Origin of the sequence: Nonomuraea zeae, from assembly GCF_005889725.1 — a bacterium.
Classification (GTDB): domain Bacteria; phylum Actinomycetota; class Actinomycetes; order Streptosporangiales; family Streptosporangiaceae; genus Nonomuraea; species Nonomuraea zeae.
Genome location: NZ_VCKX01000017.1, coordinates 31,952 through 45,367 on the forward strand (window position 1 = coordinate 31,952; position 13,416 = coordinate 45,367).

The window sequence follows — 13,416 nt, forward strand, 5'->3', positions numbered from 1 at the left end:
GCTAGAGGGTCAGGAAGGAATGACAGTGATGGGCGAGGAACGCGGCCACGCCCGGCGCCGCCGCCAGCGTGGCAGGTCCCGCGAGCAGCGCGGTGATCGCCACCAGCCCGGCGATTCGCTCCCGCCGGCCGAGCGGCGTCTGCGGGTGCAGCATCCGGCGGACGCGAGTCAGCGCCGTCTCGCCGCCCGCGCCCAGTGCGAACGCCGGCACCTTTCCCGTCGCGAGGCCGACCAACGCGGTCGCGATGTGGATGCGCTGGTGGCGGCGAGCCGCGACGTCGTCGGCCAGCAGCTCGACCAGGCGCGCGACCTCCGCACGGGCCTGCTCGAACAGGGGCACGCGAGGGAATGCCCGGGCCAGGGCTTCGGCGGCGGCGAGTACCAGGTGGTGGCGCCCCCGCAGGTGCGCCTGTTCGTGGGCGAGCACGGCGGCGACCTGTTCGGGGGCGAGTGAGCGTAGCGCGCCGGTGGTGATGACCGCGTGGCCCCTCCAGCCGGGCAGGCAGTACACCAGGCGCTCGTCATAGTCGACCACGAGCGCGTCGAGGTCACCGTCGTGTTTGCCGAGAAGCGACAGCGCTTCGGCGTGCCGGCGACGTTCGCGGCGCGCACGGAGCAGGACCGCGGCGCCCGTGTAGGCGATTCTGATCAGGAGAAGCCCGGCGCCGGCGAGACTCGCGCGGGTGCCGACCGAACTCAGGGCCGCCTCGTCGTGAAGCAGCGCGGCGCAGGCCTCGAACAGATCGGCCAGGCCGTGCCCCACCACGGAGGCGGGCACGGCGAGGGCGAACGCCGACAACAGCGCCGAGGCGATCACCGACACCCCGGCCGCCTGCCACATGGCGATCGCCAGTCGCGGCGCGCGGTCGGCCCAGGAGGCCCGCCTGAGCACCTTCGGCAGCGCCAGCGCCGCGAAGAGGCCGTACAAGGTCAGGACGATCGCCACGATCATGAGCTGCGTCTCCCCGGCGGGTACACCTGGAGCGCCGCCTCCAAGGCGCTGGCCTCCTCCGAGGTCAGGCGCTCGAGGAAGTGGACCAGCGTGGCCGCCCTGTTGCCGCTCGCGGCCAGGGATGCGCGCATGACGTCGGCGGTGTAGGCCTCCTTGGAGGACACCGCCTCGTAGATGTAGGCGCGGCCCACCGGCTGGCGCTTGAGCAGGCCCTTGGTGTGCAGCTTGTCCATCACAGTCATGACAGTGGTGTAGGCGAGAGTGCGCTCCTGCCGAAGGTGCTCCAGGACATCCCTGACCGAGGCAGGAAGCTTGATGGCCCACATGTGATCCATGATCGTGGACTCGAGCTCCCCTAGGCCACGCACCATGTGATCGTCCCTCCGCCCGCAATATGCCCGAATGCTACCGGTGATCGTAGATGGCTGGCCAGAAGTGCCCGCTCCTCACGCCAGGGAGTCGAGGCGATCGCCGGCCACGATGGCGCGCTTGATGCGGATCAGGTCCTTGGGCGCGTTCACCGCGACTGCGCCGACGAGCGTGCTGTCCTTGGCGAAGGCGATGGCGAAACGTCCCTCGTCCGCGTCTCCGATCACGATGCGGCTCTCGTCCGCCAGATGCGTGAGGCCGGCGGTCTGGATACGGGCGCCGTGTACGTGGGTGGCGAAGGAGGGAAGGTCGGCGAAGGGCTTGGCGTTCTCCGGGCCGGCCAGCAGGTTGAGCGCCGCGGCGGCACCCTGGTCGTTGGCGTTCGACCAGTGCTCGATGCGGACCAGCGTGCCTCCGTACAGGCTGTGCGGCCAGCGTGCGACGTCGCCGGCGGCGACCACGTCCTGCGCGCCCGAGGCGAACAGGCGCTCGTCGCAGACCACTCCGTCGCGCACCGTCAGCCCACTGCCCTCCAGCCAGTCGGTGTTCGGCATCACGCCCATGCCCGCGATGACCAGGTCGGCGGGCAGCGTCCGGCCGTCGCTCAATCGCACCGCCGTCACCCTGCCGTTCCCGTCGAACCCGGTCACGCGGGTCCCGCTGACGAGTTCGACACCGTTGTCCCGGTGATGGCCGCCGAGCCAGCGCGCGGCCTCGGTGCCCAGGATGTTCCGCATCGGGGACGGGGACGCGTCCACCAGGGTGACGCCGAGCCCGAGAGCGCGAGCGGTCGAGGCGACCTCGCCCCCGATGAAGCCGCCGCCGATGACAACGACGTTGCCGGGCCCCGCGGCCAGTTCCGCGCGCAGCGTCATGGAATCCTCGACGGTGCGCAGGGTGTACACGCCCTCGGGGGCATCGGGCAGCCGTCGCGGGCGTGCGCCGGTGGCGATGACCAGGCCGTCGTAGCGCACCTCCGACCCATCGTCCAGGATCAGCCACCGCTCTGAGGTATCCAGCCGTACGGCATGGCGGCCCTTGAACCATCGCTCGCCGAGTTCCTCGGCACCGGGAAGCGTGATCTCGTCGTCGCCCTTCAGCATGCTCTTCGACAGCGGGGGGCGGTTGTAGGGCAGGTGCTTCTCGGCCCCCACCAGGATGATCGTCCCGTCGAAACCTTCACGCCGCAGAGCCTGGAACGCACGGAGACCTGAGAGCGAGGCTCCGACGATGGCGATGGAGTTGAGCTTTCTCATGAGAGCGACGATACCCCTCAGGGGTATGTGGTTAGATGTGAACTACGTCTCATATACCCGTAGGGGGTTGGGGTTGCACGGCAGCGGTCGGTGGCATATCGTCCAACTGCCCTATACCCATAAGGGGTATCGACCGAGGGGGGTCATGATGAGCAGTGCGACCTACACCGTGAGCGGGATGACCTGTGGCCACTGCGTGGGCTCGGTGAAGTCCGAAGTCGGCAAGATCGCCGGCGTTACAGGCGTCGACGTCGACCTGGCCACCGACAAGGTGACCGTGACGGCGAATGAGTCCGTCGAGGAAGCTCGTGTGCGCGACGCCGTGGAGGAAGCCGGCTACGAGCTGGTCTCCGCCTGACTGACAGCGGACGAGAGGGCCTTCGCCGGCGTTTGCGTTGAACGATTGACAGCCGGGTGCCGTACATCCCCTGTGTGGCGGCACCCCGGCTGGGTTCTGGCGGGTGCTACGAGCCGCGTTAGTACACTGACAAGTGTCGTGACGTGCCGGAGACCTGCGAGGGGCGGTGGGATCTATGTGGCAGCGCCGTGCAGTGAATGTGCTGCGGGCCGGCCTGCTCGTAGCCCTCGCCCTGGGCGTCTGCGGCATGCACACCCTCGGACACCTGGACGGCCGGCACAGCAGCTCCTCGTCGACCGCACATGGCATGCAGGCCCCTGCAGCCGTCGTTGCCGTGGTTCCTGCGGGCATGGAGGCCTTTGTTCCCGACGGGGAGATGCCGGCGTTCGACCCGACAGAGGTCTGTCTGGCCGTGCTCATGACGCTCGTGGTCCTGCTGTTGATCGCGGCCTGGACCAGAGTGGGACGACGCCGCGATGACGAGAGCGAGACGCGCTCATCCGCCGGCCAGATTGCCAGACCTCCGCCGAAGCTCGCCTCCCGGCGTCTGGCGATTCTCTCGACGTTGCGCATATAGGCCGACGGCTCACGCGGAACAGGTTTTCCGCCTGCCCGCGAACAGGCCCGAACCTCCAACACGATCGAGAGAACACACAGCTATGCGCATCAACCGCAAGATGTCCGTCGCCGTCGCCGCAGGCGTCCTCACGCTGATGACCGCCTGTGGCGGCAACGGCGACTCCATGGCCGGACACGAAGGAATGGCCAGTAGCAGCGCGCCTGCGGCCACCACCGCCACCGCGCAGCCTTCGGCCACGTTCAACGACGCGGACGTCATGTTCGCGCAGATGATGATCCCGCACCACGAGCAGGCGGTCGAGATGGCCGAGCTCGCGCCGGCGCGCGCGACCGGCCCAGAGATCAAGGAGCTCGCAGCGAAGATCAAGGCCGCCCAGGACCCGGAGATCCAGACCATGAAGGGCTGGCTGACCGGGTGGGGCAAGACCGCACCGGAGGACGGCATGGGACATGACATGCCCGGCATCATGTCGCAGGAGGACATGACCAAGCTCAAGGCGGCCAAGGGGGCGGAGTTCGACAAACTGTTTACCCAGCAGATGATCGCCCACCACAACGGCGCCATCGAGATGGCCCGCACCGAGCAGAGCGGCGGCTCGAACCCCGAGGCGAAGGAACTGGCCAAGTCCATCGAAACGACGCAGCAGGCCGAGGTGGAGCAACTGCAGAAGATCCTCGACCGGCTCTGAGCGCCGGACGTGTCCGGGCGTCATGGACGCCCGGACAGGTCATCGCTCACTTGATCGGGTAATGCACAAGCGGGTGGCCGGTGTCCATTTGCTTATGAGAGCAGCTTGTCCGGGGTGATGGGGAGGGCTCTGACGCGCGTGCCGGTGGCGTGGTAGACCGCGTTGGCAATGGCCGCCGCCACCCCGACGATGCCCAGCTCACCGATGCCCCTGGCTCCGAGGGGCGACTGGGGATCGGGCCGGTCCACGAAGCGCACGTCGATGTCGGGCACGTCGGCGTGGGTGGGGATGTGCTGGTCGGCCAGGCTGGCGTTGATGACGCGGCCGGAGCATCCGTCGAGCAGGGTCTCTTCCAGAGGGCCATGCCGATGCCCTGGATGATGCCGCCGCGCATCTGGCTGGCGGCCTGTTTGGGGGAGACGATGCGCCTGCCGTCGAAGGCGCTGGCCCAGCGCGTGACGCGGACCTCACCGGTGTCCTCGTCGACCCGCACCTCCGCGAAGTGCGCGCCGTAGGTGCTGGTGGTCCGCTTGAGGGTCTGGTACGGCACCGCCGACTTGCCGGTCACCTCGATGTGGTCTCGGCCTGCCAGCTCCAGGATGCGCCGGTACGTCGCTCCCCGGCCGTCCCTGGTGAAGAGCCCTTCGTCGCGCGTTTCGACCTCGCCCGCCCGCAGCCCCGCGAGGCGAGTGTCTTGGGCGAGCTTGAGGAGCTCGTGTACGAGCTGGTCGCGCGCGTTCCAGATGGCCGAGGCGAGGGTGGTGGTGGCCGCGGAGGCGCCGGGGATGCGGGTCTTGGCCACGTCGGAGTCACCCTGCAGGAAACGGATCTTGTCCATGGCGACGCCGAAGCGGGCGCCTTGATCGCAGCCCTTCTTCGTGCCGGTCAGGCCCAGGTGCTCACGTAGGCAGTCGAACAAGGAGGTCCGGGGATCCACGGACAGATCGTGAGCCTGCCCGTTCACGTTCAGGTGGATGGGATGTGGCCGTTCATCAACGCCTCCGAAAATTTCGTACATGTGTGTACGAGTTAATGGTCACAATACCCCATAGGTGTATAGGGGAGGGCTGGGCGTCACGTCCGGGCGCCCAGCCGTTGCGGTTCTTCTACCGCCACCGGACGAAGGCCACCATGATCCCCATGGCGCTGTCATAACTGCTGGGCTGGTTGTACTGAGCGTGAACCCCAGGGCGGTCACGCCTGCGGAGTCAAGGCTGCGATCAAGGTCGATGCTGTCCTGTGCATGCGGTCGTGCAGGTCGGCGGCGTGCGAGCCCCGGGTGAGCAAGAGCGATCGACTCCACGTCATCGTCCGCTCGGATGCGCCCATGCTCCTGCTCGGCCCGAAGGTAGGCGGTGAAGGCGCGCTCGCTGGCGTACAGTTCCAAAGTTCCGTCGGCGTGCGCCTTACCCAGGTGGGTGATGATGGACGGCCCGGCCATGGCGAGCCCTGTGAGAGCAAGCAGGTTGCCGGCAGACAGCGTCTCGATGGCGTCCACGAGGTTGTCGACCACGTCTCCCTTGCCTGCCCGCTTGGTCAGGTGGGCCATCGCCGCTCCCGTGGCGACGCCGCCTGGCGCGTCACGCTCTTCGCCGGCTATGGATCCTCCCTGGCCATCGGCAGCGCCCTGAGCCGGCGGTTTGACGACATCCCGGCCGCAGATGCGCCTCTCCGCCTGGCCGCCTTCCCGCCGGTCACCCGCTGGCTCCGCGGCCATCGCCGACGTCACTGGAGTCCTTTGACACTATATTGCGTAGTAGATTCAGCGTGGATTGGTAGGTACGGAGGGGGCATCATTTCGGCTCTGAGTCGATCGTTGGCAGGTGGCGGCTGAGACGATGAACCGTAGTAGCTTCCCGGTAATCTTTCTGCTGTCCGCGTCGATCGTCGTCGTCCTGGCCACGGGTGTGGTGATCCTGTCCAGGATGGAACCCCTCCCCGAGGTCCTCAGGCCGGTCGAACGCCCGTCCACCATGGGCAGGAGCAATCCTGCCACGACACCGGCGGTTGAACCGGTCGCGCCGCTGAAGCGGCATCTTGGGGCCCATCTCCTCGTGCTCAGCGACCGCACGTTATCTGAGGAGGTGGTCGCGAGCGTTCAGGGGCAGGCGGGTGTGGCGACGGTGGAGCCGATCGATGCAGCCCGGCTGACGATCGCGGGCCGGCACGTGTCGACCGTGGGCGTCGATCCGTCGTCATTCCGTTCCTACACGCCCGGCCCCACGGCACGCGCGGATGCGTTGTGGCAGAGCATCGCATCCGGTGACGCCGCGGTCTCCTTCAGTCTGGGGACGGATGGCGGACTGGCGCTGGGGACTTCGGTCAGCGCGGGAGGCCAGAAGCTGCGGGTCGGTGCCGTGGCGACCATGGGATTGGGAGTCATTGACGCGGTCGTATCCACAGACACGGCTCGGCGCCTGGGTCTCCCGCAGAAGAACGCCCTGCTGGTGAACGCGCCACGCACGAACTCAGCCAGCCTCAAGGATGCTCTGTCGCGCAAGCTACCCCGGAAGGTCCAGGTCGTCGTGCTCAAGCCCGCGTTCACGCCTGTCCGACCCGGAAGATCACCGGCGTCGCTTTCCGAGGATCGGATCCGTACGGTCCTGACCGCAACTGCGAGCAAACTCGGCGCCCCCTACGTATGGGGCGCCGAGGGGCCCGATACGTTCGACTGCTCTGGCCTGATCCAATGGGCCTTCGGGCGCGCTGGCATCCGCCTGCCCAGGGTGACACACCAGCAGTTCGCCAGCGGCCCGCAGGTGCCCTTCGCCGAGATGCGGCCGGGCGACCTCATCTTCTGGCGGCTGGACCCTACGAACCCCGGCTACATCTCACACGCGGCGATCTACTGGGGAGACGGGAAAATGATCCAGGCCCCGCGAACGGGCGACGTCGTCAAGATCGTCTCTGTACATACCCGAAAGCTCGCTGGAGTCGTCAGAGTTGCGCACTCGTGAAGACGGACCGCTGCTGGGGGTGCGATCTTGACGTCGTCCATGATGGATTCGATCAGCCTTACGTCGACCGTGAACCTCGACCGGGTATCCGGCTACTGACCCGCGGACGCAGGACGGGCAGCCTCGAGGATGCGGGTTCTCGGGTGCATGGGTGCATGGGTGCTCCAGTGTCGCACGCGCTCCTGGAGCCGGCCGAGCGGACCTTGGTCTGCCCGCGCGACCTGGAGTGGCCCCTGATCATTCGGCTGCCGAGCGTTCGGCATGAAGGCCGGCGAACTGCCTCTGGACGCTTTCGTGTACCTCATGTGTTGACCGGTCAGGTCGCCGCTGGCTGAGGTGGGCGATAGTGAGGCGATCGTGTTCCCTCTGGCGGAGAAGCCGAGGCGTGCACGGGCCAAGGCCGGGGAACGTGCACGTCGCCTCGATGTGATCGGCCACGGCGACTCCTGGCTCCGGAGATCAGGTGCTGAGGCGGTGGCCAGGCGTGGGGTATAGCCGGGACGGATTTCGCATGAGAACTGCCCCGGGGAGTCGATGCCGGCGGTCGTCCTGCCCGCGAAACTTCCTAGTCTCCGATCCTGCATAGGAGATGGTAACGCTCAAGGCTCACCCTCATTGCCCAAATACGGGGCAGGGGTATAGGTTTGGCCGGGCTGAAATGTGGCCGATCAACCTAGAAGGTACCAATGTCTGAATCGATGCACCCGGCTGAGCATGAAATGCATGACCATGGCTCTCATGGTCATGCAACTGAGGCGCATAGTAGTCACGCACAGCATCAAGCCGCAGACCGCGGTCACCATGGGCCGATGAAGACGACATGGGGAGTAGCTGCCTCAGCGACGCTGCACTGCCTCACCGGTTGCGCCATCGGCGAGGTGCTCGGCATGGTGATCGCCACCGCGCTGGGCTGGCATGACCTGCCCAGCATCCTGCTGGCCGTCGCCCTGGCATTCATCTTCGGCTACGCGCTCACCTTGCGCGGACTGTTCCGGGCGGGCCTCAACTGGCGTACGGCGCTGCGACTCGCGCTGGCTGCCGACACCCTGTCGATCCTCGTCATGGAGATCGTCGACAACGGCATCATGCTGATCATCCCCGGCGCCATGGACTCCGGCCTGGCCTCTGTGCTGTTTTGGGGTGCGCTGGCGTTCTCGCTACTGCTCGCCTTCCTCGTCACCACGCCCATCAACAAATGGATCATCGGGCGTGGCAAGGGGCACGCGGTGATCCACGCCTACCATCACTAACTGGCACGTCGGTTCCGCCTACCTGAAGCGCCGCTCCAGGCGAACACATTGTGGCGGTGGCATGGACCTCGCACCATAATGTGGTGCTTCTGAGAAGGTGCGGTACGGCCTGTCAGGAGTGCTCGGGATCGTAACCGCTCCCGCGACTTCTGGCCGCTCGGGCCCGTAGCTTGGCGCGTGTCCACAACGGTCAGCCCCGATCCTGCTATTCGGCCTGGCGGCGGTACAAGGGGTTGTCTTCTTTGCGGCTGCTGCCGGAGAGCCGACTCGTCGAACCGACGCCGCCGGCGGTGGGGTGGCGAGAATACCCATCCCTCCTATACCCTTATGGGGTATAAACGAGCCAGAGAGATCGTATGCGACGCCTTACCGCGCTGGAGCCCGCCAAGCGCCCGGGAAGTCCCGTGAGCTCCTGGAAGACATCGTTGCCAGAAGGGGCGAAGTGGGCGACATGATCGCCACCATGGCTCATTCGCCGGCCGTCTTGCAGGGCTACTTGGAGCTGTCCCGTGCCATGAAGCGCGCGGAGCCGCCCCGTACCCTCAGCGAGAAGATCTCGCTCGCCGTACAGGAGTGGATCGGCTGCGCCTACTGTATGAAGCACACACGGAGGCGGCGCGGGCGGCAGAGCTGAACGAGAGCGACGTCGTGCTCGCTCGTCAGGGCACATCCATGGACGCTCGCGAGGCGGCCCTCATCGCCATGGCGGTCCACATCCTGGCCGATCCGTCCTCCATCGGCGACGACGATGTGGCGGTGCTGCGCGCACATGGCTGGAGTGACAGGATCATCGCCGAGATCCCCGGGCTGGTCGCCCTGAACCAACTCACTGGCACATTCAATCTCCTCGCCGGGCTCGAACCTGCGAGGCAGGAAGGGTAGGGGAGACTTGCTCGACGCGCTCGGTTAGCATCGCCCGGAAATGCGCGCAACTGGCGAAGTCCTCGTGGTCGCACGTCAGCGCACAGTCGATGAGCTCGAGCGATGCCTGGGCCTGGGCAATGCGCCGCACCAGGTCCGCGCGGTGGCGATGGAGGATCTTCCGGCGGGCTGGGGGCTCAGCGGCGGCGAGCATCTCACGGAGGTCCTCCAAGCCGATACCCGCTTCCCTAGCGCGAAGGATCAACGCGATCCGGTAGAGGTCGTTGCGGTTGTAGTGGCGCCGGTCGCCCTCCGCGCGAGCGGGGGAGAGCAGCCCCATAGCCTCCCAGTGGCGCAGAACGTGGGGTGCGAGCCCGAACCGGGCCGCCACATCGCCGATAGTCATCTCCGGATTTGACTTCATGTCGACATTAAGTCGCAAGGTGTCGTGCATGTCCACTCACACGGAACTCATCAAACTGCTCGACATCGCCGATGCCATCCCGTCCGCCGTCATGCTCCGCGCCCGCTCATACGAACTGCTACGACTCCGCCCAGGGGACTCCGCCGTCGACGTGGGCTGCGGCGCCGGCCGAGCGGTGGCCGAGCTGTACGACAGGAAGGTCGCAGCGGTCGGCGTGGACGTGAGCGAGGAGATGATCGCAGTTGCCCAGCAGCGCTGGCCCGACGCCGACTTCCGGATCGGCAACGCCTATTCACTTCCCCTGGGTGACCACGAAGTCACCGGCTATCGCGCGGACAAGGTCTTCCACGAGCTCAACGACGCCATCCGAGCGCTGGCCGAGGCCAACAGGGTACTGGCCCCAGGCGGTCGGACAGTTCTCATCGGCCAGGACTGGGACACCTTCGTCATCGACTCCGAACAACCCGACCTCACACGGACGATCGTGCATGCCCGCGCCGAGTTGACCCCCAACCCACGAGCCGCCCGCAGTTACCGCAACCTGCTGCTGGGCTCCGGCTTCCGCGAGGTGGAGGTGGAGGTGCACGTCGGAGTCTTCACCGACAAGACTATGCTCGGCATGGTGACCGGCATCGCCGAGGCCGTTCACGCTGCCGGGATCATCACGCGAGAGCAGTACGACGCCTGGACCGCTGAACAGATCCGACGTGCCGAGCAGAACCGGCTGTTCCTCGCATTGCCGTTGTTCGTCGGCTCTGCCACACGCGGTTAGCGACAGCGCTCGTGCTCCATCTCCTGCTAAGGACTAGCAGGTAGGTGACGCCTGATCGCGGCGGCGGGCGGCGCGGATCTCGGCGGCGGCGACCGTGTCGTTGAGTAGTGGATCACGTCTTCTGCGATACCCATCTACGATCTTGCATCGTAGAAGACCTGATGTGGCAGAGCTGCAGAGCGAGCAGATGAGCCGGGTGCCGACTGGGACGGCTCACCCAGCGGCGGCTGCACGAGCTGATCCGCGACCTGCTGGCCGATGGCGTCCGTGCCGGCGTGGTCCGCGAGGACATCCCCACCGACGAACTGGCCGGCTATTGCCTGCACGCCGTCGCGGCGGCAGGCGAGTTGCCCTCCGAGGCCGCCATCCGCTGCCTGGTAGAGGTCATCCGTTCCGGGCTGGCGCCCCCGGCCACGCAAGACAGCAACCGGGCGCACCGGCCGCCACGAAGCCCGGCATCCCCGAAGGGCACGCGCGCCGACCTCACCAGGACTTCTAGCCGCCGCCGGTCAGCACCGATCGGACCGATCTGGTCACCACGTCGGCGGCGTCCTGTGCGGGCAGGCGTCCGGCGCGCAACTCGCTGGCCGCTCCGTGCAGGATGTAGTGGACGAGGCTGACCAGCCAGGTGGCGGTCAGGTCGGTGCGAAAGACATCCTGTTCCTGGCCGCGGCCGATGAGCTCGGCCATGCGTTGCGCGGGTTCGGCGTGCAGGTCTCGCACGCGCCCCGCGGGAAGGACGGCCTCCGCGGCGCTCAGCAGGGCCGCGGACTCGGCCACGATCTCCCAGCTTGAGGCCAGTAGCGCTTCATGGCGTCGCGGGCGTCGCCGGTCAGATCGATGCGGGAGAGGGTTTTCTCGCCGGCTCGCAGCGCGTCCGTGAGAGCGGCTTCGACCAGGTCGGCGCGGGTGCGGCCCGGGCCACATCCGGCGCGGTGGCGCATCCTCGGCTTCCTCGGGGTGGCCCAGCTCCGCCAACTCGCCCACCGCACCGAAGGCGAGCCCGCCGAGCCGCCCGCCGAGCCGCCCGCCGAGCCGCCCGCCGAGCTGCCGGCCCAGCCGCCGATCCGCCCTGCCGCTCAGCCGCCGACCGGGCCGTCACCCAGGCCGACAGTGGTGTCTGCCGCAGGGCCGGAGGCGGACTCGCCCTCATGAGCAGGCCACCACTCGGGGATGCGATGTCCGCCTGGTCACCGCACCGTGGCGAGCGGCACGGCAAGCAGCCAGGCGACGGCCACCAGCAGCCGAGCAGCGGCCAGCAGAGTATCCAGCTCGACGCGCTCAGGCGTCTCAGCGGGGGTCTGGTAGCCGGGCATGCCCATGCCGATGCCGATCGCAGCCAGCCCGGCCGCGGCGTAGCGACGGTTGTCGGAGGCCATCGCGCCCGCCCGCAGCGGCACGCCGGTCAACCGCGCGGCCTGATCCAGGACGGCCAGCAGGGCGTGAGCGGGCCCGCCCGCCTCGACGGCGGCGGCCTCGTGCAACTGCGCGGCACCATCGAGGTTGATCACGAGCGTGTCCGACGGCAGGGTGGGGGCGTGGTGGGCCGAGCCCCACGCGCCCGCCTCCTCGCCGTCCAGAAAAGCCACCGTCAGCTCCAGCGCCCCGGCCGGCGCAGCGGCCGCCAGCACACGGGCGGCCTCAAGGACCGCGGCCACGCCGGAGGCGTTGTCCGCGGCCGCGGGCAGGCGCCGGTCGGGGTCGTCGCCGACGCCGTCGTAGTGCGCGCTCAGCACTATCCGCAGCCCCGCGTTCCCATCACCGGGCCCACCGGCGTGAGCGTCGCCGTGACCGGCACCACCTCGATGGCCGCCAGTCTCGATGTGGGGAAAGCGGGCGTAGACGTTGCGGCCTCGGCTGGCGATCTGCCGCAACGGCATCGAGCCGACCACCTGGACCAAGCCCGCGTCCAGGGCTTCGCCCAGCTGCCGGTGGACCTCGGGACGGACGGCGATGACGGGCACCGCGCGGGCAGGCGGCCCGGCGATCATCTTGGGCATCCAGCCTTCGGCGTCGGTGCCGCGTACGGTCAGCACTCCGGCCGCGCCCTGCGTCTCGGCCAGCTCGCACGCTCGCCCAAAGTTCGCGGCCTCGGCTAGCACCCAGCGCTCGCGCAGCCCGGTGCCCGAACCGGCCGCAGCGCCGGTTTCGGGGATCTTGACCAGGAGCGCGGAGCGCGCGTGCGGGAGGTCGGCGGAGGCCAGGTGTTCGACGAAGTCGCGGCGGTGTTCCACTCGCCGCGTCTGCCCGGCGCTGCTCCATTCGAGCACGGGCGTCTGGTACAGCTCACGCACGCCCTCAACGTCGAACTCCGGCAGCTGCACCTGGGCGCCCAGCTCGCCGAGCTGCTTGGCGAGCCAGGCGGCGGCGGCGTGCCCGCCGGGTGAGCCCACGCGCCGCCCGGCATAACGGTCGCCGGCCAGCTCGCGCACCGCGGCGTGCATGCGGGTGGCCGACACCGCTTCCACCAGGGCGGCCAGGTCCGGCCTGCCCTGGTTGAGGCGAGGCGCTGTGGTGGTCATCCGCAGCATCCGGCGGCAGGCTGGGAGCCGGCCTGAGTGCTGGCCGGAGCCTGGCCGCAGCAGCCGCTCTGGGCGGCCTGGCTGGCGGCGTCCGTGCTGCCGCAGCAGGCCGTCGCCGCAGCGGTCAGCTCCGCAGCGGTCAGCTCTGCGGCCTGCCCGGCGCTGTCGGACGGCTGCCCGGCGGAGGGGGCGCCGCAGCAGCCTCCGGCCGCGGGCGGGGTGAAAGCTTCGGCCAGGTCGCCGAGGAAGCCGCCGCTGGTCTGGTTCGTCATCGTGTCTCCCTACCGAGCAGGGCGGACGGCCCACCCCGCTCCAAGAATTAGATGGATGTCTAAGCAGATGTCACGATCTCACGCTGATTCGACGTTCGTCAAGATAGACGGAAATCTAATTAGGGTAGGCCGGCCGTGTCGGGTGCGGAGCGAAG

Annotated in this window: 17 protein-coding genes; 8 read left to right on the plus strand and 9 right to left on the minus strand. The window is 68.2% G+C overall.

Annotation, left to right across the window (positions count from 1 at the left end):
* Position 1: 1 nt before the first annotated feature.
* The 3 genes from ETD85_RS08175 to ETD85_RS08185 form a co-directional block, all read right to left on the minus strand.
* Positions 2-952 carry a M56 family metallopeptidase gene (locus ETD85_RS08175; protein WP_138688998.1) on the minus strand — a complete coding sequence of 317 codons (951 nt, stop codon included), beginning with the start codon at positions 950-952 and terminating at the stop codon, positions 2-4.
* The gene (locus ETD85_RS08180; protein ID WP_138688999.1) at positions 949-1,323 is read right to left on the minus strand and encodes a BlaI/MecI/CopY family transcriptional regulator; all 375 of its coding nucleotides are present in this window, start codon (positions 1,321-1,323) and stop codon (positions 949-951) included. Before ETD85_RS08180 ends, ETD85_RS08175 begins: the two co-directional genes overlap by 4 nt.
* Before the next feature lie 75 nt (positions 1,324-1,398).
* Positions 1,399-2,577, minus strand: coding sequence for an NAD(P)/FAD-dependent oxidoreductase (locus ETD85_RS08185; RefSeq protein ID WP_138689000.1), 1,179 nt, complete (start codon positions 2,575-2,577; stop codon positions 1,399-1,401).
* A gap of 148 nt (positions 2,578-2,725) precedes the next feature.
* Between ETD85_RS08185 and ETD85_RS08190 the strand changes: the two genes are divergently transcribed.
* The 3 genes from ETD85_RS08190 (at position 2,726) to ETD85_RS08200 (ending at position 4,203) form a co-directional block, all read left to right on the plus strand.
* The gene (locus ETD85_RS08190; RefSeq protein WP_138689053.1) at positions 2,726-2,935 is read left to right on the plus strand and encodes a heavy-metal-associated domain-containing protein; all 210 of its coding nucleotides are present in this window, start codon (positions 2,726-2,728) and stop codon (positions 2,933-2,935) included.
* A 193-nt stretch (positions 2,936-3,128) separates the two neighbouring features.
* Positions 3,129-3,512, plus strand: coding sequence for a DUF6153 family protein (locus tag ETD85_RS08195; protein ID WP_138689001.1), 384 nt, complete (start codon positions 3,129-3,131; stop codon positions 3,510-3,512).
* A gap of 82 nt (positions 3,513-3,594) precedes the next feature.
* On the plus strand, positions 3,595-4,203 hold the full coding sequence (locus ETD85_RS08200) for a DUF305 domain-containing protein (protein WP_206058176.1): 609 nt from the start codon (positions 3,595-3,597) through the stop codon (positions 4,201-4,203).
* Positions 4,204-4,249: 46 nt separating this feature from the next.
* On the opposite strand, the gene ETD85_RS08205 is transcribed toward ETD85_RS08200, so the two are convergent.
* Together ETD85_RS08205 and ETD85_RS62950 are read right to left on the minus strand one after the other, a co-directional pair.
* A complete protein-coding gene (locus tag ETD85_RS08205) occupies positions 4,250-5,221 on the minus strand; it encodes a molybdopterin cofactor-binding domain-containing protein (RefSeq protein WP_206058177.1) in 972 nt (323 codons plus the stop codon).
* Positions 5,222-5,239: 18 nt separating this feature from the next.
* Entirely contained in the window at positions 5,240-5,752 is a 513-nt protein-coding gene (locus ETD85_RS62950; RefSeq protein WP_170246566.1) for a hypothetical protein, read from the minus strand.
* A 274-nt stretch (positions 5,753-6,026) separates the two neighbouring features.
* Between ETD85_RS62950 and ETD85_RS08215 the strand changes: the two genes are divergently transcribed.
* From ETD85_RS08215 to ETD85_RS65570, 3 genes are all read left to right on the plus strand, one after another.
* Positions 6,027-7,160: a C40 family peptidase gene (locus ETD85_RS08215; protein WP_206058178.1), complete on the plus strand. Its 1,134-nt coding sequence runs from the start codon at positions 6,027-6,029 to the stop codon at positions 7,158-7,160.
* An 809-nt stretch (positions 7,161-7,969) separates the two neighbouring features.
* Entirely contained in the window at positions 7,970-8,410 is a 441-nt protein-coding gene (locus tag ETD85_RS08220) for a DUF4396 domain-containing protein (protein ID WP_240779025.1), read from the plus strand.
* Positions 8,411-8,983: 573 nt separating this feature from the next.
* On the plus strand, positions 8,984-9,292 hold the full coding sequence (locus ETD85_RS65570) for a carboxymuconolactone decarboxylase family protein (protein WP_240779026.1): 309 nt from the start codon (positions 8,984-8,986) through the stop codon (positions 9,290-9,292).
* On the opposite strand, the gene ETD85_RS08230 is transcribed toward ETD85_RS65570, so the two are convergent.
* Positions 9,249-9,725, minus strand: coding sequence for a helix-turn-helix domain-containing protein (locus ETD85_RS08230; protein ID WP_206058179.1), 477 nt, complete (start codon positions 9,723-9,725; stop codon positions 9,249-9,251). The two genes, ETD85_RS65570 and ETD85_RS08230, sit on opposite strands and share 44 nt — an antisense overlap.
* Between ETD85_RS08230 and ETD85_RS08235 the strand changes: the two genes are divergently transcribed.
* Positions 9,724-10,467, plus strand: a complete 744-nt coding sequence (locus ETD85_RS08235; RefSeq protein WP_206058180.1) for a methyltransferase domain-containing protein — start codon at positions 9,724-9,726, stop codon at positions 10,465-10,467. The genes ETD85_RS08230 and ETD85_RS08235 overlap by 2 nt on opposite strands.
* Positions 10,468-10,962: 495 nt before the next feature.
* Here the strand turns inward: ETD85_RS08235 and ETD85_RS08240 are convergent, their stop codons facing one another.
* The gene (locus ETD85_RS08240; RefSeq protein ID WP_206058181.1) at positions 10,963-11,247 is read right to left on the minus strand and encodes a hypothetical protein; all 285 of its coding nucleotides are present in this window, start codon (positions 11,245-11,247) and stop codon (positions 10,963-10,965) included.
* Between the two features lie 99 nt (positions 11,248-11,346).
* Here ETD85_RS08240 and ETD85_RS62955 point away from each other — a divergent pair, with 99 nt between their 5' ends.
* The gene (locus tag ETD85_RS62955; RefSeq protein ID WP_170246562.1) at positions 11,347-11,622 is read left to right on the plus strand and encodes a hypothetical protein; all 276 of its coding nucleotides are present in this window, start codon (positions 11,347-11,349) and stop codon (positions 11,620-11,622) included.
* 35 nt (positions 11,623-11,657) lie between these two features.
* On the opposite strand, the gene ETD85_RS08245 is transcribed toward ETD85_RS62955, so the two are convergent.
* Positions 11,658-12,989, minus strand: a complete 1,332-nt coding sequence (locus ETD85_RS08245; RefSeq protein ID WP_240779027.1) for a M28 family peptidase — start codon at positions 12,987-12,989, stop codon at positions 11,658-11,660.
* Positions 12,986-13,261: a hypothetical protein gene (locus ETD85_RS08250; RefSeq protein ID WP_138689006.1), complete on the minus strand. Its 276-nt coding sequence runs from the start codon at positions 13,259-13,261 to the stop codon at positions 12,986-12,988. The genes ETD85_RS08245 and ETD85_RS08250 overlap by 4 nt, the downstream gene beginning before the upstream one ends.
* Positions 13,262-13,416 lie beyond the last annotated feature (155 nt).